This window comes from Brevibacterium ihuae, assembly GCF_900184225.1.
Classification (GTDB): domain Bacteria; phylum Actinomycetota; class Actinomycetes; order Actinomycetales; family Brevibacteriaceae; genus Brevibacterium; species Brevibacterium ihuae.
In genome coordinates this window covers 955,532-980,280 of record NZ_FXWZ01000003.1, presented here as the reverse complement: position 1 = coordinate 980,280, position 24,749 = coordinate 955,532, and the positions used below count along the sequence as shown (strand labels likewise).

General features: G+C 65.8%; 30 protein-coding genes and 2 other annotated features. Of the genes, 19 read left to right on the top strand and 11 right to left on the bottom strand.

From position 1 onward, the window contains the following. The first annotated feature begins 21 nt into the window (after positions 1-21). From C1A17_RS09750 to C1A17_RS09680, 15 genes are all read left to right on the top strand, one after another. Positions 22-1,359, top strand: coding sequence for an ABC transporter substrate-binding protein (locus C1A17_RS09750; protein ID WP_101652808.1), 1,338 nt, complete (start codon positions 22-24; stop codon positions 1,357-1,359). A 94-nt stretch (positions 1,360-1,453) separates the two neighbouring features. Continuing rightward, positions 1,454-2,311, top strand: coding sequence for a carbohydrate ABC transporter permease (locus tag C1A17_RS09745; protein WP_245873654.1), 858 nt, complete (start codon positions 1,454-1,456; stop codon positions 2,309-2,311). Between the two features lie 103 nt (positions 2,312-2,414). Continuing rightward, a complete protein-coding gene (locus tag C1A17_RS09740) occupies positions 2,415-3,188 on the top strand; it encodes a carbohydrate ABC transporter permease (protein WP_245873652.1) in 774 nt (257 codons plus the stop codon). 237 nt (positions 3,189-3,425) lie between these two features. Continuing rightward, positions 3,426-3,866 carry an NUDIX hydrolase gene (locus C1A17_RS09735; protein ID WP_180953277.1) on the top strand — a complete coding sequence of 147 codons (441 nt, stop codon included), beginning with the start codon at positions 3,426-3,428 and terminating at the stop codon, positions 3,864-3,866. A gap of 185 nt (positions 3,867-4,051) precedes the next feature. Continuing rightward, positions 4,052-4,909 (top strand): DUF4062 domain-containing protein, encoded by an 858-nt coding sequence (locus C1A17_RS09730; RefSeq protein WP_101652804.1) that lies wholly within the window; start codon positions 4,052-4,054, stop codon positions 4,907-4,909. A gap of 185 nt (positions 4,910-5,094) precedes the next feature. Next, entirely contained in the window at positions 5,095-5,412 is a 318-nt protein-coding gene (locus tag C1A17_RS09725) for a transposase (protein WP_010080477.1), read from the top strand. Then, positions 5,409-6,359 carry an IS3 family transposase gene (locus C1A17_RS09720; protein WP_101652803.1) on the top strand — a complete coding sequence of 317 codons (951 nt, stop codon included), beginning with the start codon at positions 5,409-5,411 and terminating at the stop codon, positions 6,357-6,359. Before C1A17_RS09725 ends, C1A17_RS09720 begins: the two co-directional genes overlap by 4 nt. Before the next feature lie 138 nt (positions 6,360-6,497). Next, a complete protein-coding gene (locus tag C1A17_RS09715) occupies positions 6,498-6,809 on the top strand; it encodes a transposase (RefSeq protein ID WP_137318392.1) in 312 nt (103 codons plus the stop codon). After that, positions 6,770-6,886 (top strand) — a sequence feature (AL1L pseudoknot). (Overlaps the previous gene by 40 nt.) After that, complete coding sequence (locus tag C1A17_RS09710) at positions 6,806-7,576, top strand: IS3 family transposase (protein WP_101652801.1); 771 nt, start codon at positions 6,806-6,808, stop codon at positions 7,574-7,576. (Overlaps the previous feature by 81 nt.) The genes C1A17_RS09715 and C1A17_RS09710 overlap by 4 nt, the downstream gene beginning before the upstream one ends. Positions 7,577-7,772: 196 nt before the next feature. Continuing rightward, positions 7,773-8,843 (top strand): IS110 family RNA-guided transposase, encoded by a 1,071-nt coding sequence (locus C1A17_RS09705; RefSeq protein ID WP_101652800.1) that lies wholly within the window; start codon positions 7,773-7,775, stop codon positions 8,841-8,843. A 22-nt stretch (positions 8,844-8,865) separates the two neighbouring features. Next, positions 8,866-9,072 carry an integrase core domain-containing protein gene (locus tag C1A17_RS09700; RefSeq protein WP_101652799.1) on the top strand — a complete coding sequence of 69 codons (207 nt, stop codon included), beginning with the start codon at positions 8,866-8,868 and terminating at the stop codon, positions 9,070-9,072. A gap of 123 nt (positions 9,073-9,195) precedes the next feature. After that, a complete protein-coding gene (gene cmtR / locus C1A17_RS09695) occupies positions 9,196-9,555 on the top strand; it encodes a Cd(II)/Pb(II)-sensing metalloregulatory transcriptional regulator CmtR (protein WP_101652798.1) in 360 nt (119 codons plus the stop codon). Then, positions 9,552-10,151, top strand: coding sequence for a cadmium resistance transporter (locus tag C1A17_RS09690; RefSeq protein ID WP_101652797.1), 600 nt, complete (start codon positions 9,552-9,554; stop codon positions 10,149-10,151). Before cmtR (C1A17_RS09695) ends, C1A17_RS09690 begins: the two co-directional genes overlap by 4 nt. Positions 10,152-10,228: 77 nt before the next feature. Next, positions 10,229-10,618: an ArsR/SmtB family transcription factor gene (locus tag C1A17_RS09685; protein ID WP_101652796.1), complete on the top strand. Its 390-nt coding sequence runs from the start codon at positions 10,229-10,231 to the stop codon at positions 10,616-10,618. Next, positions 10,605-11,552 carry a cation diffusion facilitator family transporter gene (locus C1A17_RS09680; protein ID WP_245873651.1) on the top strand — a complete coding sequence of 316 codons (948 nt, stop codon included), beginning with the start codon at positions 10,605-10,607 and terminating at the stop codon, positions 11,550-11,552. Before C1A17_RS09685 ends, C1A17_RS09680 begins: the two co-directional genes overlap by 14 nt. A 201-nt stretch (positions 11,553-11,753) precedes the next feature. On the opposite strand, the gene C1A17_RS09675 is transcribed toward C1A17_RS09680, so the two are convergent. The 11 genes from C1A17_RS09675 to C1A17_RS09625 form a co-directional block, all read right to left on the bottom strand. Continuing rightward, complete coding sequence (locus C1A17_RS09675) at positions 11,754-12,638, bottom strand: VldE C-terminal domain-containing protein (protein ID WP_101652794.1); 885 nt, start codon at positions 12,636-12,638, stop codon at positions 11,754-11,756. 155 nt (positions 12,639-12,793) lie between these two features. Beyond that, entirely contained in the window at positions 12,794-13,429 is a 636-nt protein-coding gene (locus C1A17_RS09670; protein WP_101652793.1) for a vitamin K epoxide reductase family protein, read from the bottom strand. Positions 13,430-13,435: 6 nt separating this feature from the next. Continuing rightward, a complete protein-coding gene (locus C1A17_RS09665; protein WP_101652792.1) occupies positions 13,436-14,122 on the bottom strand; it encodes a DsbA family protein in 687 nt (228 codons plus the stop codon). Between the two features lie 17 nt (positions 14,123-14,139). Continuing rightward, positions 14,140-16,128 (bottom strand): bifunctional copper resistance protein CopD/cytochrome c oxidase assembly protein, encoded by a 1,989-nt coding sequence (locus C1A17_RS09660; protein ID WP_245873650.1) that lies wholly within the window; start codon positions 16,126-16,128, stop codon positions 14,140-14,142. 30 nt (positions 16,129-16,158) lie between these two features. Beyond that, positions 16,159-16,755, bottom strand: coding sequence for a copper resistance CopC family protein (locus C1A17_RS09655; RefSeq protein ID WP_245873648.1), 597 nt, complete (start codon positions 16,753-16,755; stop codon positions 16,159-16,161). A gap of 81 nt (positions 16,756-16,836) precedes the next feature. Then, positions 16,837-17,877, bottom strand: a complete 1,041-nt coding sequence (gene ccsB / locus C1A17_RS09650; protein ID WP_101652790.1) for a c-type cytochrome biogenesis protein CcsB — start codon at positions 17,875-17,877, stop codon at positions 16,837-16,839. A 7-nt stretch (positions 17,878-17,884) separates the two neighbouring features. Next, a complete protein-coding gene (resB, locus tag C1A17_RS09645; RefSeq protein ID WP_101652789.1) occupies positions 17,885-19,492 on the bottom strand; it encodes a cytochrome c biogenesis protein ResB in 1,608 nt (535 codons plus the stop codon). A gap of 29 nt (positions 19,493-19,521) precedes the next feature. Next, positions 19,522-20,301, bottom strand: coding sequence for a cytochrome c biogenesis CcdA family protein (locus C1A17_RS09640; RefSeq protein ID WP_101652788.1), 780 nt, complete (start codon positions 20,299-20,301; stop codon positions 19,522-19,524). Then, positions 20,298-20,711, bottom strand: a complete 414-nt coding sequence (locus C1A17_RS09635; protein WP_342750310.1) for a TlpA family protein disulfide reductase — start codon at positions 20,709-20,711, stop codon at positions 20,298-20,300. The genes C1A17_RS09640 and C1A17_RS09635 overlap by 4 nt, the downstream gene beginning before the upstream one ends. 301 nt (positions 20,712-21,012) lie before the next feature. Beyond that, positions 21,013-22,313 (bottom strand): IS3 family transposase gene (locus C1A17_RS09630; RefSeq protein ID WP_245873646.1). Its coding sequence is split into 2 segments (ribosomal slippage): positions 21,013-22,022 and positions 22,022-22,313, totalling 1,302 coding nucleotides; the frame shifts between segments, so codons are not numbered across the junction. Beyond that, positions 21,883-22,035, bottom strand: a sequence feature (AL1L pseudoknot). (Overlaps the previous gene by 153 nt.) A gap of 178 nt (positions 22,314-22,491) precedes the next feature. Beyond that, on the bottom strand, positions 22,492-22,878 hold the full coding sequence (locus C1A17_RS09625; protein WP_101652786.1) for an ArsR/SmtB family transcription factor: 387 nt from the start codon (positions 22,876-22,878) through the stop codon (positions 22,492-22,494). A 97-nt stretch (positions 22,879-22,975) separates the two neighbouring features. On the opposite strand from C1A17_RS09625, the gene cmtR (C1A17_RS09620) reads away from it, so the two are divergent. From cmtR (C1A17_RS09620) to lspA, 4 genes are read left to right on the top strand one after another with little or no spacing between them, the layout of a single operon-like run. Further along, entirely contained in the window at positions 22,976-23,335 is a 360-nt protein-coding gene (gene cmtR, locus C1A17_RS09620) for a Cd(II)/Pb(II)-sensing metalloregulatory transcriptional regulator CmtR (RefSeq protein WP_101652785.1), read from the top strand. Then, on the top strand, positions 23,332-23,931 hold the full coding sequence (locus C1A17_RS09615; RefSeq protein ID WP_101652784.1) for a cadmium resistance transporter: 600 nt from the start codon (positions 23,332-23,334) through the stop codon (positions 23,929-23,931). The genes cmtR (C1A17_RS09620) and C1A17_RS09615 overlap by 4 nt, the downstream gene beginning before the upstream one ends. A 39-nt stretch (positions 23,932-23,970) precedes the next feature. Then, positions 23,971-24,141 carry a hypothetical protein gene (locus tag C1A17_RS14200; RefSeq protein WP_180953276.1) on the top strand — a complete coding sequence of 57 codons (171 nt, stop codon included), beginning with the start codon at positions 23,971-23,973 and terminating at the stop codon, positions 24,139-24,141. Beyond that, positions 24,138-24,635 (top strand): signal peptidase II, encoded by a 498-nt coding sequence (gene lspA / locus C1A17_RS09610; RefSeq protein WP_245873644.1) that lies wholly within the window; start codon positions 24,138-24,140, stop codon positions 24,633-24,635. Before C1A17_RS14200 ends, lspA begins: the two co-directional genes overlap by 4 nt. Positions 24,636-24,749 lie beyond the last annotated feature (114 nt).

Sequence of the window (24,749 nt, the reverse complement as noted above, 5' to 3'; positions counted from 1 at the left end):
CCCGACGAAAGGACATGCCCCATGAGCAGCACACGATCGGCCCCCGGCCGCCTGAAATTCCTCGCCGCCGGCGTCGTGGCCGCGCTGACGCTCTCCGCGTGCGGCAGCGCCAGCGCCGCCGAGGGTGATGCCTTCGCGGGCGAATACGAGGGCGAGGAGCTCAACCTCCTCCTCAATGCCTCCCACGAGGGCGCGGGTGCCTGGTTGGCCGAGAGCTTCGAGAAGGAGACCGGCGTGACGATCAACGTCACCACCGTCCCCTACGACGAGATCGCCTCGACGCTCACCCTCGATCAGCAGTCCGGAGCGAACGTCTACGATGTGTCGGCTCCGTGGTACGTCTCGCTGGGCGACCTTGCCGCTGACGGCAGCATCCAACCGCTCACGGAGTTCGTCGAGGGATCGCCGGACCTCGACGTCGACGACTTCATCCCGTCCATCTGGCAGCCGTATGCCCACGTCGGCGAGGAGATCTACGGGGTGCCCTTCGACGGGGACATCCACGCGCTCTTCTACAACACGGAGATCCTCGAGCGGAACGGCTTCGATGCGCCTCCTGCCACGTGGGACGAGTACGCCGAGCAGGTTCAGACCATCACGGAGAACGAGGGGGACGAGGGAGTCTACGGGGCTGCCGTCTTCGGCGAGCAGTCGCCGCTCATCCTCGGGGCGAGCTTCGCCAACCGCCTGGCCGGCTTCGGAGGCGAATTCCTCGACGATTCCGGTGCCCCCGCCATCAACTCGGCAGAAGCCGTGTCCGCCCTGGAGGCGTTGGAGGAGACCTGGGACGACGCTCTGCCCACCCCGGCGGAGACGGACTTCGGTGCCGGCAACTCGGCGTGGTTCGCCGGCAAGGTCGCCTTCATCGAGAACTGGACAGACCTGGGCGTGCGGTCGCAGGATCCCGAATCCGGCTCCGAGGTGGTCGACAAGTGGGGTGTGACGTACCTGCCCCGCGGAGCCGAGGGAGAGAAGCCGCGCGCCTCGCTCGTGGCGGGCTTCAGCTGGGTGGTGGCGGGCAATTCCGAGAAGACCGACCTCGCCCAGCAGTTCATCCAGTGGGCGGCATCCTCCGAGGTCAACTCCGAACTCCTCACGGCGCTGCCGCCCACCGGGATCGATCCGAATCGAGTCTCCTCTCTGGAGGACACGACCTATGGCGAAGAATTCCCCGAGCTCCAGGAGGTCAACAGGTCGACGCTCGACGGGGCATTGGCATGGCCCACAGGTGAGAACGCCACTGAGGCCGCACAGATCCTCACCGATGAGATCGCCGCTCACCTGTCGGGTCAGCGAGGCTCGGCCCAGGAGACCCTTGATGGTGTCCAGGCAGAGTGGGAGAGGCTCCTTGGCGACTGATCTTCACCCGCACACCGAGCCGCGGGTCACCGGCGTCCCATCGGAACCCGCTGGTGAGAGGTCGTCCAGGCCCTGCCGCCGAGTGCCCGCGCGCGTGCATCGAGCGATCTTCGTCAGCCCCAGCGTGCTCGTGCTGGTGGTACTGGCGGCGTATCCCCTGGTGTTCATCGCCTCGGCGGCCTTCACCGAGTCGAGCCTGGGCCGACCGTTCCAGGAGTTCGTCGGCACCGCGAACTTCGAGGCAGCCCTCGCCTCTGCGGATGTTCGCACCTCGCTCGCCCTTGGCACGGGTTATGCCATCGGGGTTGCTGTTGCGAGCACGGTGCTCGGGACATTGACCGCTATAGCGCTGTGGCGCTCGCTGTGGGCGGGAGCATTCGTGCGGACCGTGCTGCTGCTGCCGATGATCGTCCCGCCGGTGGTGGTCGGCATCCTCTTCAGCTTCATCTTCAGCCCTTCCGGTGGCCTCCTCCACACCCTTGTTCAGCACTTCACTCCGTGGTCGGGCACGTTCGCAGTTCTGTCCGATACGACGTGGGCGGTCTTCGGAGTGGCTCTGGCCGACGTCTGGGAGTGGACACCCCTCGTCGTGCTGCTGGTGTTCACCGCACTGCTCGGCCAGGACCCGCACGTGACCGAGGCGGCACGACTGGACGGCGCCACCGGCCTGCGCCTGTTCCGCCACATCACCCTGCCCGCGATCGCGGGCACGATCGCCGCCGCGTTCCTCATCCGCCTCATTCTCGCCTTCAAGGTCTTCGACTTGGTCTACGTCATGACCTCTGGCGGTCCGGGCTCCTCCACTCTGGTGCCCGCATACCTGATCTGGCGAACCGCGCTGCGCGGCTTCGACGTCGGCATGGCGGCCACCGTCACGCTGCTGCTGGCAGTCGTGGTCACCGTCGTCACGCTTCCCATCTTCCTGATCGTCAGGAGGCTTCGCGATGTCTGAGGCTGTGCAGGAAGCCGGGCTGAAGGGGGTTCTCTTCAGCCGGAGCCGCCGACGGCGCTCGGCAGGAGCAGCCCGCTGGCAGTCATGGGTCGGGGGCGGTTGGGTGATCCTCAGCGTCCTCGTCGTGCTCGTCCCGCTGCTCTACCTCGTGTCGATCTCTTTCATGACACAGGGGCAGATCGCCGCAGGCATCCTCGTTCCGACCGAACCCGCAGCGGGCAACTGGAAGAGAGCGTTGGATTCCGCAGTGCCGCGCGGCGTACTCAACTCGCTGCTCGCCAGCGTCTCGGGAGCGCTGCTGACGCTGGCGCTCGCTCTCCCCGGGGCCTGGGCGATGGCGCGGTTCAGAACCGGGGGAGTGCTGCTGAGCGGGCTCATCCTCAGCCCGTGGCTGCTGCCGCCGATCGTGGCGATCATCCCGCTGCTCACCCTGCTGCGTGTTCTCGGGCTGACGAACAGCCTGCCCGGCTTGATTCTGGTGTATGCGCTGATGAATGTGCCGGTGGCCATCTGGCTGCTGGACGGGTTCATCCGGCGCCTTCCTGTCGAGATCGAGGAGGCCGGGCGGCTCGACGGCGCGGGGGAATGGCAGCTGCTGCTGCGGATCGTCACGCCGATGCTCGTGCCTGCGCTCATCGCCGTCGGGGTGATCGTGGCGATCCTCAACTACAACGAGCTCCTGTTCGCCACCTTCCTCACCCAGAGCGAGGACGTGCAGACGGTTCCGGTCCTGCTGGCAGGAATGCTCAGCGAGCGGGTGCAGGACTTCGGGCGGATTGCCGCCTCGTCGCTGTTGGCGGTTGTTCCGGTGTTCACCATCGCGGTACTGCTGCAGCGCTACCTGATCGAGGGCCTCACCTCCGGTGCGATGAAATGAGCCGCTCCAGAGTCGAACGATCCGCTTCAGAACTGTCGACTCGCGCGCGGAGGCGACGTTGTGGTTGAGGCGGAAGAGAGTCATGCACGCCTGCATCGAGTAGCACGCGACTGACGGCGAGGTGCTCGGCTTCGCTCTGACCTCACTGCCGATCGTCATCCCTCCAGGCAGGGCTATTCCCGGAAGGGTTCGAGTCATAGAATCTTCGGGTGCATTTCAACCAAGTACAACACGCGGTTGGCCGCCTACGCGGTGGTGGTTAACGACGCCAATGAGATCCTGCTGACCTGGTTCAACGGAGGAGCGGCGGGATTCCATCCGGGCTGGTCGCTGCCCGGGGTCGGTGTGGAGTTCGACGAGGACATCAAAAGTGCTGCCGTGCGCGAGGCCCACGAGGAGACGGGGTACCTCGTCGAGCTCGGCTCTCTGTTGGCGATGCATCACTTCACCGCGCCATTCAGCCGGCGCACCGGGCGCCCTTTCCGGGCGCAGCGCTTCATCTTCGACGCCACCATCGTCGGCGGGCACCTGGGCGCCATCGAGGAGGGCGGGACCATCGAGTTCGCGCGCTGGGTTGCCCGGCCCGATTTTCCGCTCCACGATGGCGTTGCTCACTCGAAGGAGCAGGGAGAGTCGCTCGCTCCTTCTTTTCCCCTCCAGCCAATGCGCAATCCCTGACGCCCAGGTGGCCGGCCCTGAGCGATCATTCGGTTTCGGCCTGCGAAGAAGGAAGCAGTCTTACGGCAAAGCTGCTGGAATCAACCAGGCTGGGACCCCACGACTTTGTGTCCAAGCAGGTATACCTCGGTGGATCTCGTCGTGAGTCACCTCGCAGTGTCAGAGGTGGCCTGTAGCTTTAACTCATGGCCTACGTTGCGAATGTTCTCCGCGTCATGATCGTCTCTCCGTCCGATACCGCTGAAGCGCGCGATGCCGTTGAATCAGCTATCCATGGTTGGAGCGAAGCCTTCGGTCGCAGTAACCAAGTTGCACTTCAGCCTTGGCGGTGGGAGAGCTCGTCCGTGCCGCTCCTAGGTGGACATCCGCAGTCACTCATCAACTCGCAAGGAGTCGACGACTCCGACATCGTCTTCGCGATCTTCGGAAGCAGACTGGGGTCCCCGACGCCCGATGCCGTGTCGGGCACAGTCGAAGAGATCGAACGCGCTACTGACCAGGGTAAGCCCGTGCATGTCTACTTCTCCGACGGGCCGCTTCCCAACGACGTGGACACCGAGCAGCTCGAAGGACTTCGCGAGTTCAAAAAGGAACTCCAGGAACGAGCCCTGCTCGGTACGTTCAGCAACGTGTCTCAGCTCGCTCATGAAGTCTGGCGTGCGATCGAGCATGACGTCGCGACCCTCGCACTGGACGTGCCCGTACTCAACCGTCCAAATCGCGGTGTGAGGTTCCAGGCTCAGCCAAGGCAGGAACGCGAGCTGAAGGACACTGACGCCAAGGGCAAGGCGCGTTACCGCACGCGCCACTGGGTAGAGGTCACCAACGTCGGAGATGAAGATGCTCAGGAGGTGACGTTCAAGCCAGCGAGCGAGAACGCGGCCATGATGGTGATGAGCCGAGGTGAACCGACCGTGGTTCACGCAGGACAGACGAGGATCGTGAACATCGATTTCATGATGGGTGGGTCCGACGATGACCGGCTACTCATCGAGTGGGTTGAGAACGGTGAGCGCAACGAGGCCGCTTTCCACATCGACTAAGTCCGGACTAAGAAAGCGATTGCATGGCGGCTCCGCGGTCGTTCGGCACGAACGCCGCACCGACCACGCCCAGATCCTGCAGCGATCCGGTCAGATCTAACCCAAAGCTGGTCGGATGCTCTTCCACTGTCGCGCGTCAGACTTAGTGGCAGGGCCGTTATGTAGGTCCTGAAGGAGAGTCAGACATGGGTAGACCACCCTCGATTCCGGCGGAGAAGAAGACCCGGATCGTGTTGAGCGTGCTGGCCGGCGAGATGTCCATCGCCGAAGCGGCACGCAAGGAGAAAGTCAGTGAGCAGTCCATCGGACGGTGGAAGGCCGAGTTCCTGGAAGCCGGCAAGACCGCCCTGGTGGCCGGCAGGTCCGGACCATCCTCCCGAGAGGAACAGCTGGAGGCCGAGGTCGCCGAGCTGACCCAGGCCTTGGGCGAGGCACACCTGGAGGCCAGGGTGTGGAAGAAGTCCGCGGAGGGCCGGCTGGGCCCTTCGAGGACCTCGAGGTGATCCGCGTGGCAGCGGGCATGTCGACCGCGAGGTTCTGCCAGCTCTTCGACATGCCCGAGCGGACCTGGCGCCGCTGGCAGGCCAAGGCCCGCACCGGGACGGCGGTGAAGGGACCGTGGCCGCAACCGGCACGGCAGGCCGCCAGGGAACTGGTGGTCAAGCACGCGCTGGCCCATCCGGCGTGGGGGCATCGGAAGATCTGGGCGATGGTCCGCCACGACGGGCATGTTGTTTCCGAGGCGACCGTGCTGCGAATCCTGCGCGACGAGGGGCTGATTCTGCCCGCGCAGTACCAACGGGAGCGACGGAAGCTGGCCGAGCGGCGCAAGGCCGCGTTCGCCACCGAGCCGACCGGTCCGAACCAAGTCTGGCAGCTGGACTTCAGCGAGTTCGAGACCACCACCGGAGGGACCTGGCGGCTGGCCGGGTGCCGGGACTACTGGTCCAAGTACGAGCACCCCTTCCACGTTTCGCCCACCGGGAACCAGCACGATGCGATCGACGCGATCGAGTTGGCCCTGGCCGACTACGAGGCCATGTTCGGTCACCCGCTGGTCGAGGCCTGCCCGGTCGATCCCGAGACCGGTGAGCTGTTGCCCGTGGTGACCATCGTGACGGACAACGGCGGGCCGTTCCGGTCCTTCCGCTTCGAGTCCTTCATCGCCGCCCACCCCGAGCTACACCACGTGCGCACCCGAGTGAAGACCCCGGGGCAGAACGGGTCCCGTGAACGCGGCTTCGGCACGCTGAAGTACGAACGGCTCTACCTGGACGAGATTGACGACGCGATCGTGCTCGCCGAGCGGGCCGAGGACTACCGGATCGAGTACAACGAGCTCCGGCCCCACGAGGCCATCTCATGGAACCGGCCCAAGGAGGTGCACCTGGGCCTGGCCGACCCCACCACCCCGACATTCAAAACCAAGGAAATCCTGCCAACTACTTGACGCGGGACAAGTCGACCAGCGCCGCCTCCATCCGGTTCATACGCATGTCACCCTCCGGTCCAAGAACATCATCGGGGAATGATTTGAATCGCCCCGGGGATAATGGAGGCAGGGAGATTGGAAGAAGGAGTTTCTCTCATGCCAGTGAAGTACACCGACGAGCTCAGGGCTCGTGCAGTAGAGCTCGTCATTCACGCTCAGGCCGATCCCGCGACTGCCAACGGCTCGATTACTCGGGTCGCGAAAGAGCTCGGGTTGAGTAAGGAGACCTTGCGCGTGTGGGTGCGGAAGCACAAGGAATCCGGCAGGATCACACCGTCGGAGTCTGTGGATTTGGAATCGGAGAACCGACGCTTGCGGGCGGAGCTGGCCGAAGCCAGGCGAGCGAACGAGATCCTGCGCAGAGCATCGGCTTTCTTCGCGGCGGAGCTCGACCGCCCATCAAGGTGATCGTCGACTTCATCGACGAGAATCGTGACGAGTTCGGAGTCGAGCCGATCGTGCGGGTCCTGCGCGGGACTGCTGCACGGATCGCTGTGAGCTCGTACTACGCGTACAAACTGCGCCGGCCCTCGGCCCGGGCTATTCGGGACTGCGATCTCATGGTCGTCATCCGGGACATCTACGAAGCGAACTACTCCTGCTATGGAGTGCGCAAGATGTGGAAAGCGATCAACCGTGATCACGCCGACCGGTTCGGGCCGGTGGCCCGCTGCACGGTCGAGCGTTTGATGCGCCAACTGGGCATCGATGGGGTGCGGCGCAAACGCAAACGTCCCAAGACGGCATCGGCCAGAGCCGAGGAGTGCCCGGAGGACCTCGTCGAGCGGGAGTTCACCGCGCCTGCACCGAACTGCTTATGGGTGGCCGATATCACCTATGTGCCGACGCGCTCGGGGTGGGTGTACACGACGTTCATCCTCGATGTGTTCCATCGCGAGATCGTCGGCTGGCAGGTGACGAACCATATGCGTGAATCCCTGGCCCGGGACGCGCTCACGATGGCTCTGGCGGCGAAGTACCGGGCCGGGCACGATGTATCCGGGCTCGTTCACCACTCGGATCGCGGAGTCCAGTTCCGCTCGATTCGCTATGGCGAGACGCTGGCTGAGTCTGCGATCGTGGCATCAGTGGGTTCGCGGGGCGATTCCTTCGATTGTCAGTCTGTTTCTGCCGCGTCCCGCAAGGATGAGGTAGTCCTGGCCGGAGTGTTCTGACCCTTGCTTACGATTGGCCCGCAGGGTGCCTTGGCGTTGATCTGTCGAACCTCCGGCCGGGCGCAGTACCGCTGCCGCCGGATCGGGCGTGACCTGATAGGAGCCTGGAGCCTCGTCAAAGCGTCCCCATGACAGTCCTGTCCGCCCGCCGGCGACAGCGTGTGACCACGCTAACCGATGAAGGAGACAGCACCCCATGGAACAGATCGAGCCCGCCCGTTCCGGGCACGTCGTGATCGGCGTCGATACCCACAAGCACATTCATGTCGCCGCGGTGATGGACTCGATCGGCGGGGTCCTGGCGACTCTCACGATCGCGACCGACGCTGCGGGGTTCAAGCAGCTGCTCGAGTGGGCGTCGTCATTCGGGAAGATCATCGCGTTCGGAATCGAAGGCACCGGCTCCTATGGTGCCGGGCTGACCTCGTTCGTCCGCCGGAACGAACACAAGGTCGTCGAGGTCTCCCGGCCCGATCGGCGGCTGCGCCGACTGAACGGGAAATCCGACACGCTCGACGCGGAGAACGCTGCCAGGGCAGTACTTGCCGGGTTCGCGACTGCGGTCCCGAAGACCGCTGACGGGGTGGTGGAGATGATCCGGCAGCTGAAAGTCGCCCACGATACCGCGGTGAAAGACCGCACCGGGGCGATGGTGACGCTCAAGGCGCTGCTCGTCCACTCGGACGAAGAGCTACGGCGTGAGACAGCACGGAAAACGCAGAAGATGATCGCCCGTCACTGCGCCGCGCTCCGCCCACGCGGATTAGAGACGCCAGAGGACGCGAACCGGCACGCACTCCGATCGATCGCCAGGCGCTGGATTGCCTTGAACGAGGAGATCAAAAGCCTGGAAGCGCAGATCGAGCAACTCGTCGCCCAACGCGCCCCGCACCTGCTGGACGAGTTCGGCATCGGCGTCGACACCGCCGCAGAGATCCTCATCGTCGCCGGGGACAATCCTGAACGGATCCGCAGCGAAGCAGCGTTCGCGAAACTCGCAGGAATCAGTCCCGTGCCCGCCGGGTCAGGAATGAGCAGCGGTAAGCATCGCATCAATCACGGCGGACATCGGCAGCTCAACGCCGCGATCTACCGGACCGTGATCGTGCGTATGCGGTTCCACGAGCCGACCATCGCATATGTTGCTCGCCGAACAGCCGAGGGGAAGAGCAAACGCGACATCATACGGTGCTTGAAACGCTACGTCATCCGCGAGGTCTACCACCTCATCAAGACCAACCCACGAACAGGCGAAATCACGGCTTGACAACTATAGGAGCATCAACGCGATGGCCGAGGCGCTGAACTCGGTGTACAAGGCCGAACTGATCGACCGGCGGGAGTGGTCGGGAGTGATCGAAGTGATGGCCGAGACGTCGAAGTGGGTGGCTTGGTACAACCACGTCCGACTGCATTCGGCGCTGCACTACCGGCCGCCGATCGAGGCGCATTCTGATTGGATCAAACAGCAGACCACTACAGGCGTGGCCGCATAGGAAACCAAGAAAAGAAGCCTCTACCAAACCCAGGGCTTGACAATTCCATTGTGATCGGTGACACGGGTCCCCCGGATCGAGAGCGCCGCTTCACCGGTCACTGCCTACTGTATAGTTCAGTGGATGCTGACTATTACTTCTCGTTTAGATGTAATGCACCGGCTCGGCAGAGCCATGACCGATCCCACGCGTTCACGGATTCTGCTGCAGCTGCTGGGCGGGCCGTGCTATCCCGCCACGCTCGCCCGCAACCTGGGACTGACTCGTTCGAATGTGTCGAACCACCTGACATGCCTGCGGGAGTGCGGGATCGTCGTTGCCGAGCCGGAAGGACGCCAGACACGGTACGAGATCGCTGACCCGCATCTGGCGGCGGCGCTCACCGCCCTGGTCGATGTCACCCTGGCGGTCGACGACAGCGCGCCGTGCCTTGATCCGGCGTGCTCGGTTCCCGGGTGCTGCGAGGCAGGGGCTGACGCATGATCCTGTCATCCGTGCTGCAGGCGATCGGCCTGTTCATCGTCACCAACATCGACGACATCATCGTGCTCTCGCTGTTCTTCGCCCGCGGCGCGGGCCAGCGGGGCACAACGGCCCGGATCTTAGCCGGCCAGTATCTCGGGTTCGGCGGCATCCTGGCCGCCGCCGTGCTCGTCACGCTGGGGGCGGATGCTTTCCTGCCCCCGCAAGCCATCCCGTACTTCGGGCTCGTCCCATTGTTCCTCGGCATCTGGGCTGCCTGGCAGGCGTGGCGCGGAGACAACGACGATGATGATGAGGCAAAGGTCAGTGGCAAGAACGTCGGCGTGTTGACCGTCGCCGCTGTCACCTTCGCCAACGGCGGGGACAACATCGGCGTGTATGTTCCGGTCTTCCTCAGCGTGGGGCCGGCCGCCGTCATCGCCTATTGCGTCGTGTTCCTCGCGCTCGTCGCGGTCCTCGTCGTGATGGCCAAGTTCGTTGCGACTCGCCGGCCGATTGCTGAGGTGCTCGAACGATGGGAGCACGTCCTGTTCCCGATCGTCTTGATCGGTCTCGGGGTGTTCATCCTCGTCGAGGGTGGCGCGTTCGGCTTCTAGACAGCGAAGGCGGCGCGTGGAGGCGACGCAAGCTGTTCCTGAGCTCTCTCATCGCCGTTTGGTGTTATCATCTCCGTATGGCGATTACTCGTTCGGCTGAAACCGTTTGGTTCGAGGACCGCAGTGCCTATGCGGCGCTGTTCCATGCGCTGGCCGAGCCGACGCGACTGGCACTGCTTGAGCACTTAGCCAGTGGCGAGCACCGGGTGCGTGATCTGGTCCACCACATGCATCTGGCGCAGTCGACAGTGAGCAAGCACCTGGCCTGTCTGCGTGACTGCGGGCTGGTGACGGTGCGCGCTGAGGGCCGGTCCTCGTGGTTCTCGCTGGCCGATCCGACCCGCCTGGAAGATCTCGTCGAGAGTGCAGGTGAGCTGCTGCGGGGGTCCGGGGTGTCGCTGTCGTTGCGTGACCACGACCATCACGCGCCGATCGTTGAGGAGGATGAGGGGTATGACAGAAGCTGACCGGGGTGGGCACGTGCACAGTCACGTCCCCGAGCAGGCGGATCGGGGGACGCGCCGTCGCTTGTTGATCGCGTTCTGCATCATCGCCGTCATTGTCGTGGCGCAAGCAGTGGGCAGCGTGATCACCGGCAGCCTGGCGCTGCTGACGGATACCGCCCATGCGCTGGCTGATGCATCGGGGCTGTTGGTGGCGGTCATCGCGGCGACGATGATGCTGCGCCCGCCGAGCAGTGAGCGGACGTGGGGTTTCGCCCGGATCGAGGTCATCGCCGCCCTGGGGCAGGCTGTTCTGCTGCTCGTGGTCGGCACCTATGCCGCCGTCGAGGGCATACGCAGATTGTTCGAGCCCACGGAGGTGCCCGGCACGGAGCTGCTGGTGTTCGGTGTGATCGGCTTGGTCGCCAACATCGCAGCGATCGCTGTGCTGGCATCCAGTCGCGATGCGAACTTCAATATGCGCGCGGCGTTTCTCGAAGTGCTCAACGACGCCCTGGGATCGCTGGGCGTGATCATCGCAGCGATCGTGATCACGACCACCGGGTTCCAGCGCGCCGACACCATCGCCGGATTGTTCATCGCGGCTTTGATCGTTCCGCGCGCGTTCCGACTGCTGCGGGAGACGGTGCGGGTGCTGATGGAGTTCACTCCCAAGGGCGTCGACCTCGAAGACGTCCGCGCCCACATCTTGGAGCTCGAGCATGTCCGTGATGTGCACGATCTGCACGCCTCGATGATCGGCACTGGCCTGCCGGTCATCTCCGCGCACGTCGTCGTCGACGACGACTGCTTCGAATCCGGTCACGCCCCGCAGATCCTGGAGGCGATCCTCGCCTGCGTCAAGGAGCATTTCCCCGTCGCCTTCGATCACGCCACGATCCAGGTGGAAACTGCCGCCCTGCGCGACCGGGAACTGCCCGCAGTCCAGCACGCCTGACGAACCGGGTGTTCGGCATCGCCTCCAGCCGGCGAACCCGACTGCGATGGGCCGCAGTCGATGCTGTCTGTCTGGTGTTAGGTCCGCGGTACCGCCGTGGTTGATGGCGGGGCGATCTGGTGCCGGAAGTGGTCATGATCGCCGGGGGATGGGACCGGCCGCTGCTCCCATGGGGGACGGGGCAGCGGCCGGTCGGTCTGTTCAGTTGAAGGAGACGTGGACGTGGTCCATGTGGTTGGCGGTGGCCGAGCCACGGTCCTCCATGGCCCGTCCCTCCCAGCCGGTGTAGGGAGCGTAGATCTTCTGCTTGTAGATCACGTATTTCACTCCGAGCTCGGACGCGTGCTTGATCGCGAACTCTGTGATCTGCTGACCCGTGGGATCGGTGATCATGATGTCGAGGGCCTGGCCGGTATGGTGGTCGGATCCCGGATCGTTGCGCGGTCCGCCGAAGGTTTTCACCTCGGGGAACTCGGCGCAGACCGCCCGGTAGCCCTTCTTAGCGTTCGCGGTGAGCTTGGGTTCAATCTCGTTGGACACCGAGCAGGGTTCGGTGGAGATGCTCGAGGATCCGCGGCTGTCGGAGCGCGAGGACTTCGAACCCCGGTCCGAGGATTCCCCGCCGGAGGTCTCCGACGACGCGCTCTCCTTCGGGGGCTCAGGGGCCGGCAGCGCGGCCTTCACCTCTGGCTTCTGGTTGTACTTCGGATCGTCTTCGAGGGACTTCCGATACTCCTCGGCGGCCGCCTCCCGCTCCTTCTCACGTTCCTCGGCATCCTTCGTGGGAACGTCTTGGGCGCCGGGATCCGCGCTGGCGGTGGCTGCCTGATCCTCGGCCGTGACGACGCTGGCGGTGTCCGTGGGTGCGAAGGCGAACGAGGAGGCCACGATCGCGGTCGTGGCAGCTGCCGGCAGTGCGATGGCGGCGACCATCGGGCGGCGCCTGACGGACTTGAGAACCCCGGTGGCGGTGCTCGGCTCCTGACCATGGCGACCAGCGTGCTTGCGGCCGCCCGCGGCGACGTTCCGGATCAGGGTGCGCGCGTTCGCGCTCCAGGACGGCTTCGGATCCGAGTGCTTACCCATTTCGACTAACCCTTAATACAGTGGTGACCATTTCGTTATCTTCGAGTGTACTGACGCACGAGGAGATGACAAAACGGTAACGAACGAGATAAGGGTGACGAGTGTCACGTGGTGTTGCGCGGGCGACATACCGCCACCGCGCCGGCTGGGTCGTCTCAGAGGGGGGAGGTGAAAGCGGGGAAGAACCGGAGGTAGACCGAGGCGGCTACCGCGATGTAGATGAGGGCCACCAGCGTCCATGCCCAGTCTGCGGTGAACCGGACCAGCACGGCCGGTGCGGGGATGATGCCGTGGACGAGGTTGCGGATCGTCAGGAGGAGGAAGAGGGGGATCATCGCGGCCCACACGACCATGCAGTACAGGCACAGGAGGTAGAGGCTGAAGAGGGCTTGGGACCACAGCCAGATGACGAAGACGGTGCCCAGGCTCACAGCGACCTGCAGACCGATCCAGTACCAGCGTCCCAGCTGTGCTCCGGCGAGGACGGCCATGGCGGTGGTGATGATCACGGCGAAGGCGACGATCCCGATCAGCGGATTGGGAAACCCGAACAGCTCGGATTGCCAGCTGCCCATGACCTTGCCGCAGGAGACCCACGGATTGATGTCGCAGCTCGTGACGTGCTCCGGGTCCCGGAAGAGCGCCAGCCGTTCAGCGACGAGTACTGCCGAAGCCACCCACCCGATGATGCCCGTGACCAGCAGCAGGACCGCGAAAGGGCGCGGTCGGGCGAACCGGGGACTACTGGCTTCAGCGGGGCGATGATCGAGCGTGGCGGTAGCGTCCGGCATGGCCTGTCACTCCGCAACGGCTGCGTCGAGCGCAGCGCGGAGCTCGTCGAGACTGCTCGGAGCGAGGAGTTGCCCGTCGAGGAAGAACGTCGGCGTTCCGCTCACGTTCAGGGCGATGCCGTCGGCCAAGTCGAGTTCGACCCGATCCTGGGTGGCCGGATCTTTGACTGCCGCGTCGTAGGCTTCCATGTCCAGGCCCAGGTCTTCGGCGAAGGAGCGAAAGACCGCGCTCTTGTCGTCGGCGGATTCGCCCCATTCGGGCTGGGTTTCGAACATCTGCTGGTACATCGGTTCGTAGGCGCCTTGCTGGGCGGCGGCCTCCACGGCCAGGGCTGCGTTCATCGCGTTGCGGTGGCCGGGCAGCGGGAAGTAGCGGTGGACGAAGGTGACGGAGTCGGCGTACTCCGTGCGCAGCTCCTCGACGAGGGGATAGGCGGCCCGGCAGCCCTCGCATTCAAAGTCGAGGAACTCCACCAGTACCGCTTTCTCGTTCGGTGCCTGCGACAGGACTCGGCTGTTCTCGCGGACGAGCTGCCCGGTCTCCGCCGGCGTCTCGGACCCAGCGGTGGTGTCAGGAGTGTTGCCGCGCACGATGACGACCACGACGATGGCGGCGATCACGGCGACGGCCATCAGGATCCAGACGAGAGCCTTGCTCTTCGAGAGGGTGCTTCGGCCTTTGGTGGGGTTCATGGTCCGTTCCTATCCGGTCAGTGAGAGTTAGCGGAGGAGGGTTGAGGGGCACGTACAGTGCTGGTGGAGGTGGGCCGGTGCAGGAGCAGCATGGTGAGCAGAACCGCGAGCGGGGCGACTCCGGCCAGCAGCACCGAGGTGCCGGCGCGTTGCTGATCGGCGGTGATGGACGGCCCCCAGGTGCGGGCGAGGTTGCCGAACCAGTCCACCTGGAGAACCAGGGTGGCTCCGGACGCCAGCACGGTGGCCCAGATCAGGAGTGCCCCGGCAAGCCCGGCCACGGCGATGACTCGGGCGGAACGGGGTGCAGTCCCGGGGCGGGTCAGCGACGTCATGAACCAGAATCCGATGAGCAGGAAGTACAGGTTCGTCACCTGGTGGACGATCCAGAAATCCAGGGCCAGCCGCAGCACCGGGGTGTAATAGAGCAGACCGAGTGAGACCGCGAGCACCGTGCCGCTGAGCACCGGGCTCCTCACGGCTGGGCCGACCGTCGAGGCTGCGGCGTGGAGCCATTCACGGGGTCCCCGGCTGCCGTCGGTGCGTCGCTTGACGGTCAGGGCCAACAGGTCCAGGGGAGATCCGAGCGCCAAGAGCAGCGGAATGATCACCGCGAGGGCGAGCAGCATGATGGTGTGCGCGCTGATGAGCACCATGCCGTAGATCGTCGGGGCCGCGCAGGTGACATAGCCGAGTAATCCCAGTCCGGTCAGCCAGCTTCCGGTCCGCTGCCACCCCCACCGGTGGCCGGCGGCGTGGGCCTTGCGCACACCGAGAAGATAGACGGCGGCTGCGGTGACGGCAAAGGCCACCCACAGCCAGTCCCACCGCCACTCGGTGAACCACCGGAACCAGGCCAGGGCCGGTGGCAAGGGGTAGCCGGTGAGGATTTCGGCCGGCGTGATCGCCGGCTCCGGCTCCCGGGGGACCGGGGGTGCGGTCCGGCCGAGGGCCCCGGTGACGCCGATGACTGCGGCCATGATGAGCACTTCGGCGATGACCAGCCGCCAGGCCGTCCGCCCCCCGGACTTCCGCCCGAGCTGGGCGATGGCCCAGCTGCGATGGGCCAGGCCGATGGCGCCCAGCAGCAGTGTTGCAGCGAGCTTGATGAGGATCAGCTGACCGTACCGGCTCAGCAGCCCCTCCCACCCGCCGAGGCGGAGCACGGAATTGAGCACGCCGGAGGCCAGCACGACGAAGAACGCCACCCCGGCCAGCGCCGAGAAGCGGGAGAGAATCGTCTTCGCCAAGGACGAATCATCGGTTCCCCGAGCGGTGGAGAGCATCGGCGCCACGACGGCCAGGGCTGCCACGCCGCCGACCCACACCAGCACTCCGAGCCAGTGCACGGCCAGCGCACCGACGCCGGCGAAGTGATCGTCGCTGCCGGCCGCGTGCCCGATCAGCGAGATCGGGACGATGGCGGCCAGGGCGAGCAGCGCCGTGAGGGCCAGGCCGGTGGTGGTGCGGGCGAGGAAGGTCAGGTTGCACACGAGGAAGGCGATCAGGGTGATCGCCGCCCACGCCTGCCCGACGAGCAGATCGGTGACGAAGTAGACCAGCTGGCTGGCGAACTCCGCACTGTCCGTCACCGGCTGGCCGGCGAGATTGGCATAGGTCAGCACCAGCACGATCACCGCTGACCCCACCCATACCAGGGACACGCCGGCTGCGGTGGCCCGGACCCGGGCAAATGCAGGATGCGGGCGGGACGGCCCGGGGGCCGACTCGCTGCCGGGAGGCAGGATCGCGGCCGCGAAGATCAAGCAGCCAACAACGACGGCCAGCGCCAGGTGATGCACGGTCAGGGCGACCGGCAGCGCCCAGCGCACAAAGCCTCCCGGGTCCATCGCCTCGCGTTCTGTCGCAGCTCCGGAGAAGGCCGCGCTTGCAACGACGGCGGCGATCGCGACGGTAAAGGCGGTAACAAGCCAGATGACGGATCGCCAGCGCCCGGGCGAGGCGGCCCGCTCTTCGCGGACGCCGGTCGGCGTTGCGCTATCCATCGGATCGTATTCGCTGTTCGAGATTGCAGGTCATGCGTCGTCGTTCTCTAACCGGCGGCGGGCCATCACGGCGACCACAACGATGACGAGCGCGGTGACGAGGATGGCCAGGATGATCACGAAACTCATCGGCAGTCCCTCGTCCGCTTCGCCGGTGGCAGGCTGCTGAGCTTCCTCCGTCTGCGGCTGCTCTGGCTCGGCCGGCCCGGCCTCGGTCTGCTCAGGGCTGGGGGTGGAGGCCGGGGACTCGGCAGACGCTGTTTCGGTCACCGTGAAGGCGAATGAGCCCTCGATGGGATGAGAGTCCGAGGACACGACCCGCCAGGTGACCGTGTACTCACCGGCGGGTGCTTCGGGGCTGATCGGTTGCACAGCCATGTTGTCGACGATCTCGACGTCGCCTGCGGCCCAGTCCTTCCCCTCAGCATTTGCGATGAGAACCTCGGAACCCATCGCCAACGGAGTGTTGGTGAACGAGATCTCGATGGCTTCGGGGACGGCATCGAGGGTCTGGCCGTCCTCGGGGTTCGTCCCGGTCACGGCATCATGGGCTGAAACCGAGGAGACCGGAACCAGCAGTGCCAGCAGCACGAGAACGGCAACACCAAGGGCGCGACCGACTGACATCACTCTATTTCGCGGAAACACGTTCTACCTTCTGTAGAGAACACTTCGAGGGTATAGGGGCATCGGCCGGCGGAGCAACCGTCAGATTCCGGAGTAGGAGTGCAAGCCGGAGAAGTAGACGTTGACGACGGCGAAATTGAAGATCACAGTTGCGAATCCGATCAGGTTCAGGGCCGCGACTCTGGTCGGTCCCCACCCGCGGGTGGCACGAGCATGCAGGTACGCCGCATAGACGACCCAGACGACGAAGGTCCAGATTTCCTTGGTGTCCCAGCCCCAGTAGCGGCCCCAGGCGACCTCTGCCCAGATGGCGCCGGCAATGAGTGTGAAGGTCCAGGTGATGAACCCGACCGCGGCGAGGTGATAGGACGTCTGCTCAATCTCGGAACTGGCGGGCAGCCGCTTCATGAAGGCCAGGAGCCGGCCGGGGGAGCGCTGCTCGGTGCGGGCCCTGATGATCTGGAACGCTGCCAGCAGCGCGGAGATCGCCAGCAGCGCGGTCGACAGGATGGCAATCGGGACGTGGATGACGATCCAGTACGAATCAAGTGCCGGGATCAGCTGGGCGGCGGGAGTGTAGAACACGGTGATCGCCAGGCCGAGTGCGACGAGCACGAAACCGGCGACGAAGGTGCCCAGATACCGCACGTCCCGCCACCGCAGCACCAGGAGGTACACGAGGGTGACCAGGGCGGAGGCGGTCAGGGCATATTCCATCATGTTGCCCCACGGCACCCGCATCACCGACAGGGTGCGGGTGAGGACCGCGGCGAGGTGGAGTGCGAGGGCCAGGACGCTGAGACCTGTCCCGATCCGCGCCATCCGCCGCCGAGCCGTGCCGCTGGGTATCTCGGTCGGGCCGGCTGGGGCAGCGGCCTCGTCTGCCGGGGGAGCGGGGGCGTCGAGCACAGCGGTCGAACCGCGCCGTGAGGTGCGCCTGGCCACAGGCGTCGCCCGCCGTGCCGGGCGGACGGTGGCAGTCTTGTGAGCGGTGTGGCGGGTCGCCAGGCGGCGGCCGCCGAACAGGTCGAAGCTGTAGATGATGAAGGCCAGGGCGTAGACCGCCATGGCCGAGTAGATCAGCAGGTTTGACCAGGCGGCAAGGTTTTCGTTGACGTCCATGCAGTCATCACTCCGTTTCCGAGTTGTTCAGGGCTGTGGCAAGTTCGTCTGCTGCGGGGCCCACCCGCGGGTCCTCGCCGCGGGCCAGGGCGGCGACTTCGACGGTGTCGTCGGTGGTTCTGACCCACATGCGACGGCGGGGTACGAACAGTGACAAACCGAGCCCGGCCATCAGGGCGAGGGAGATCACGAGCATCCACCCCTGGGTGGGGTCGTGGCGGATGTCGAAGGCGATGAACCGGTCGACGCGATCGAAGGTCACTGAGCCGAGACCGTCGGGCAGCTGCTGGGTCTGGCCCGGGCTGAGCTGGATCACCAGCGGGTCACCGGCGGCGTCGGTCAGCTCGGTCATGTTGTCGGCGTCGAGTTCGTACACCGATTGCGGGATCCCCTCGTCGAGGCCGAGGTTGCCGCGGTAGGCGCTCATCACCAGGTAGGGGTTGCGCAGGTCGGCGAAGGTGGAAACCAGCTCGCCGCTGTCGTTCTGCCCGACCGTCGGCAGCAGGATGCCGACGAAGCCGAGCTGGTCCGGGGTGGCATCGGGGATCTTCAGCACCCCGCGCGAGGTGTACACCCCGTCCTGGGGGAGGAACACGACGGGACCGGAATGGATCACGGTGCCGGTGGAATCGCGGACCGTGATCACCGGAGCATATCCATTGCCCAACAGGTAGACCCCTGCCCCACCGACCCGGATCGGCTCGTTGACCCGCAGCAGATGCTGGGACTCCTGCCCGCCGGAGAATTCGGTCACCTCGGCTTCGAAGGTGCGTGGCTGGCCGAACTGGTTGCCGGCCGCCTGATCGTCGAAGGTTGCCTCGAAGCTGTCCAGGCGCAACCGGAAATCCTGCATGCGATCCGGGTGGAAGAAGGGCCCGGGCTCGAACGAGTCGTAGGCCACCAGCGAGTTGGTGAAAGTATCGCCTTCGACGAGCACGCGTTGGCCGGAGTATCCGAACAATGATCCAACGCCCATCGTGATGACCACGCCGAGCAGAGCGATGTGGAACACCAGGTTCCCGGTCTCCCGGAGATAGCCCCGTTCGGCCGCGATGTGATCCGAGTGCCTCATGGTGCGATAGCCGTTCTTCTTCAACAGCTGCTCAGACTGGGTCAGCAGTTCTTCCGGCGAGGTGCTGACCGGTAGGGCAAAGCGTGCATATCCCGGCATCCGGGCAAGGCGGCGCGGCGCTTTGGGCGGGTCCTGGCGCATTGCCCTTAAGTGCTGCCGGGTGCGGGGCAGGACGCAGCCGACCAGTGAGACCATCAGCAGGATGTAGATGCTGGCGAACCACACCGAGGAGTGAACGTCGAACAGCTGGAAGGTGTCGAGGACTTCGCCCCATTGCCCGTTGTCCTCGATGAAGCTTGCCACCCGGGTCGGATCCTGGATGCGCTGGGGCAGCAGGGAGGCCGGGATGATCGCCAGCGCCAGCATGAGCAGCAGGATCAGCGCCGTCCGCATGGTGGTCAGCTGCCGCCATGCCCACCGCAACAGCCCCACGAATCCGATGCCTGCCGGTGCCGTCTGCTGTGTCGCCGCCTCCGGTGAGGAGGAGGGGTCTCTGGTGGGTTCGGGTATGTCCGGGCCGTGGGGGCGGGACTGCGTGGTCATGGGGTCCTTGGGTGGGAGGGAATGGGTCATCAGATGATGGTTTGGAAGCCGCCGATCATGCCTTGCAGGCTGTTGACCCACTGGGTCCACACCCCGGTGACCAGCAGCAGCCCGATGATGATGAGCATTCCGCCGCCGATCCGGCTGATCAGAATCTGGTGGTCTCTGGCCCATTGCAGCCTGCCGGTGCCCTTGACGATGAGTACGGCCACGATGATGAACGGCACCCCCAGCCCGAGGCAGTACATCAACGTCAGCGCCGCGCCGCGCCAGATGCCGTCGGTGCCGGTGGCGCCGAAGCTGGTCGACAGTGCCAGCACCGCCGCCAAGGTCGGTCCCATGCACGGGGCCCAGCTGAACGCGAAGGTGGCACCCAGGGCGGGGGCTCCCCACAGCCCGGCCTTCGGTCGCTTGCTGATCTGGGCGCTGCGCTGGAACATGCCGATGCCGCCCATGAAGACGATGCCGGCGATGATGACGACCACGCCCATCACCCGGTTGAGCGTGTCGGCCCACTGGCTGAGCAGCACACCGGCCACGCTGAACGCCAGGCCCATGGCGACGAAGACGACCGCGAAGCCGGTGATGAACAGCGTCACCCCGATGATGACCTTGCTGGTCTTCCGGTCGGTCAACGCACCGGCACCCAGCCCGGTGACGTAGCCGACGTAGCCGGGGACCAGCGGCAGAACGCAGGGGGACAGGAAGGACACCGCCCCGGCCAGGATGGCCACCGGAATCGCTAGCAGCATGGGCCCGGTCAGCACGGTCTGCGAGAACACCTCACCGATGGGGGCGGTCAGGGTCATGTCGACTCGTCCAGCACGTCAGCGATCAGCACCTTGAGCGTGGACTCATCGACCGCCCCGACCACGCGGGCGGCCGGCCGCCCCTGAGCATCCAGGACGACCGTGGAGGGCACTGCCTGCGGCGGCAGCACCGTGCTGAGTGCGGCCACGCCGACACCGTCCTGGTCGAGCATGGAGGGAAAGGTCAGGTCGAAGGTATCGGCGAACGCGTCGGCGGCCGGTGCCTGATCGCGAACGTTGATGCCCAGGAACTTGACCCCGTCGGCCTGGTAACGCTCGTAGTTGGCCTGCAGGGCGGGAGCCTCCTTGCGGCACGGGGGACACGCGGCGTACCAGAGGTTGAGCACCACCGGGGCACCGCGCCAGTCGGCGAGATCGAAGGCTGTGCCGTCGGTGTACTCGGCGGCCAACTCGATCGGCTCACCCCGGTCCTCAACGGCAAGCTGGGTGATGACGCCGGACCCGGCGACGTAACCCTGGTCGCTGCCCGCCTAACTGGCCAGCTCCTCCTCGGCACCACCGCACCCGGCCAGCCCGAGCGCGATGATGGCTGTGAGACCACCCGACCGGCGGATCAATGACCGGCGTGACACGTGAGATGACAACATTCCTCTTCTTCAAACTCCTGACGATGAACACGCGGACTCCAGACAAAACCCCCGCAGGGCCGGCCCGACCGCATGAAGCGCCACGGGTTTCGTGGAGGCTCGGTCATCTGGAACCGGCTCCGACGGGAACCTGTTCTTCACCGTAGCTGATGGGCTCGTGGGATGCCCAGTGGGCGGCTTCGAACTCGGCGGGAGGGAGGTGTTTGATCTCACCGTGCAGGCGACGGTAGTTGTACCAGTCGACGTATTCGGCGACCGCGATCTCGACGTCGCGGATCGACGCCCACCCGCCCTTGGGGCGCATCATCGGGTTGCGGATGCACTCGGCCTTGAACAACGAGTTCAGCGCCTCGGCCATCGCGTTGTCGTAGCTGTCACCGACCGTTCCGACGGACGCGACGGCGTCGGCATCGGCGAGGCGCTCGGTGTAGCGAATGGCTCGATACTGCACTCCGGCATCGCTGTGATGGATCAGCCCGGTGATGTCCTGCCCCGCTCTGCGGCGCTCCCAGAGGGCCATGTCGAGCGCGTCGAGGGCGAGATCGGTGCGCAGCGACGTGGACACCTGCCAGCCGACGATGCGGCGAGAGAACACGTCGAGGACGAACGCTGCGTAGGTCCACCCGGCGTGGGCACGGATGTAGGTCAGGTCCGCAACCCAGAGCTGGTTCGGTGCCGTCGCGGTGAACGCGCGCTTCACGAGGTCGGCGGGCCGGTCGGTCTCCGCACCGTCCCCAAAGGTGGTCTTGCGGGTCTTGTCTCGCCGGATGCCCTGGATCCCCGCGGCGCGCATCAGCCGCTCGACGGTGCAGCGGGCGACCTCAACGCCCTCCCTGTTCAGAGCCGCATGGATCTTCCGGGCGCCGTAGACACCGAGGTTTGCCGTGTGGACCACCCGGATGTCCTCGGTCAGCTCCGCGTCCCTGACAGCCCGGGCAGACGGCGGCCGGCCCTTTGCGGCGTAGTAGGTGCTCGGGGCGATCTGGACGTCCGCGTCACGCAAGACCTGGCAGATCGGCTCGACCCCGAACCGGTCACGGTGCTCGTCGACGTACTCGACCAGCACCGCGGTCGGCACCTCGGCTACTTCAGCTTGCGGTCGAGCTCCGCCGCGGCGAAAAACGCTGATGCCGTCTTCAGGATCTCGTTCGCCCGCCGCAACTCCCGCACCTCGGCCTCAAGCTCCTTGATCCGCTGCGCCTCCGCGGTCGTCACCCCGGGCGCCTGCCCGGCGTCGATCTCGGCCTGCTTCACCCAGCCTCGCAGCGTCTCCGGATTGATCCCGAGCTGCTCGCCGATGCGCTGGAGCGCACCGGCCTTCCGCGCGGGGTCCTGTCGTGCCTCGACCGCGAGCCGCGTCGCGCGCTCACGCAATTCGTCCGGGTACTTCTTCGGTGCTGCCATGACTCTCATCCTCCGTGAGTTGAGAGCCTCCACCGAACCCGGGGCGCTTCAGCAACCCGCACAGACCACACAGCACTGAGGCTCCGACAGGTCTTACTCAGGCCGCAAACGGTGTCCCGGGGACGACGACGCTCTTCCTGCCGGAGGGGCAGCAGGTTCCGCCGGCCCACCGCGCGCGTCACTCATCACCGCTACCCTGCAGGGGCTGCTGCTCGGTGCTGCGGACGTAGTTGCAGCACAAGCTGCCCGCCTCACCGGTGACAGCGAGCAGCGCTTCGGCCTGCGTGACAAGGTCGAGCACCTCGGGCCGGCTCAGCGAGTAGTGCACGCTGCGCCCCTGCGTCCGGCCGTTCACAAGACCGCAATCGCGCAGGCAGGCCATGTGCGCCGACACCGTCGATTGGGCCAGTTCCAGCTCGTCCACCAGATCCCGCACACGTGCCTCCGCCACAGCCACACGTTTGACGATGGCCACCCGCGTGGGGTCGCTGAGAGAATGGAACAGGGCCGCCACAGGAGCAAGCTCTCTGATCCGGTCCGACCGGGCCTCGCGGGTGATCGTCATGCGACGATGATATCCGGAATGTTGATCTCCTCGTCCCGGGCGCCGGCGGTGAGCGTGTAGGGAGTCGATATGTCAGTGTTGAGTGTATAGTCACTGTATGCTGACTATTGCTTCGCGTGTGGACGTGATGAACCGTCTGGGACGGGCGATGGCCGATTCCACGCGGTCTCGGATCCTGTTGTCCCTGCTTGAGCGCCCCGGATATCCGGCAGAGCTCGCCCGAGAGCTGGGGCTTTCCCGGACCAACGTGTCGAATCACCTGGCGTGCCTGCGGGACTGCGGGATCGTGGTCGCCGAGGCGGAGGGGCGCCGGACCCGCTACGAGATCGTCGACGCCCACCTGGCCCGCGCCTTGACCGCTCTGCTGGAGACCACGCTGGCCGTCGACGAGAGCGCGGTATGTCTGGACCCGCAGTGCCCGGGGCAGGGATGCTGCAATATGGAGGGGAAGGCATGATCCTGTCTTCGGCACTGCAGGCGATCGGCCTGTTCATGGCCACGAACATCGACGACATCATCGTGCTCTCGCTGTTCTTCGCCCGCGGCGCGGGCCAGCGCGGGACCACGGCCCGCATCCTGGCCGGCCAGTATCTGGGGTTCGCGGGCATCCTCGGCGCGGCCGTGCTCGTCACACTGGGCGCCGAAGCGTTCCTGCCCCCGGAAGTCATCCCATACTTCGGGTTCATCCCGCTGGCGCTGGGGCTGTGGGCCGCCTGGGAGGCCTGGCGCGGGGGAGGTGACGATGACGACGACGCCAAGGTCGCCGGCAAGAACGTCGCCGTGTGGACCGTCGCCGGGGTCACCTTCGCCAACGGCGGGGACAACATCGGCGTCTACGTCCCGGTCTTCCTCAGCGTGGGGCCGGCGGCCACGGTGGCCTACTGCATCGTCTTCCTCGTGCTCGTCGCGGTCCTCGTCCTGCTGGCCAAGTTCGTGGCCACCCGCCCACCGATCGCTGAAGTCCTCGAGCGGTGGGAGCACATCCTGTTCCCGATCGTCCTGATCGGTCTGGGTATCGCCATTCTGGTCGGGGGCGGAGCCTTCGGCCTCTAAGGCCATCCGGGACCTCGGCAAGCTTTCGAAGGAGCATCCGTGAACCGTTCGCACGCGCGCCCCATCTGCCGGAAAGGGCTGGCCGTCGCATTTGTGATCACCGTCGCCGTCCTGCTTGCCGAGGTCATCGGCGATGACGCCGCGGTGTTATTGCCGGCTGCGGCAGTCGAGGTCGACGCGATCACTGAGGTAGAGGGAGTGTCCTCGTGACCACACGCGAACCCGCGAAAACGATCGGGGCGGTTCGGGCTCGGGCTGTCGTGATCGGCCTTGCCATGTTGCTGGCCGCGGTGGACCTCGGTCTGAAGGTGTGGGTGAGTGGGGCGTTGGCAGGCGGTGAAACGATTGACCTGGGGCCCGTCCAGCTGCGCCTTGGCTTCAATTCTGGGGTGGCTTTCGGCCTCGGCGCCGACCTGCCCGCCGGTGTCGTGCTCAGCGTCACTGGCCTGATCATCGTGGCGCTGGCGGTCTTCGCCTGGCGGGTTACCCCAACCGCAACGCTGCCCGCGCGGCTGGCGCTGGCCGCGCTCCTGGCCGGTGCGGGGGCCAATCTGGTCGACCGGACCGCCGATGGGATGGTGATCGACTACCTGCGCACCGGCTGGTTCCCCACCTTCAACATGGCCGACGTCTTCATCACCATCGGCGCCGCGGCACTGGTCCTGGTCAGCCTCGGCAAGCGACAAGGCGAGGACCCGGCGTGACCAGGTCCGGCGTCGAGGGTAATGCCCCGTCGCGGGTCCACCGGACTCGTCACGCAGCCGCACCGGTTCGTCGGTGGCGAGCACGAGCTGCACCGCGGCATGGCGGAGCCTGTG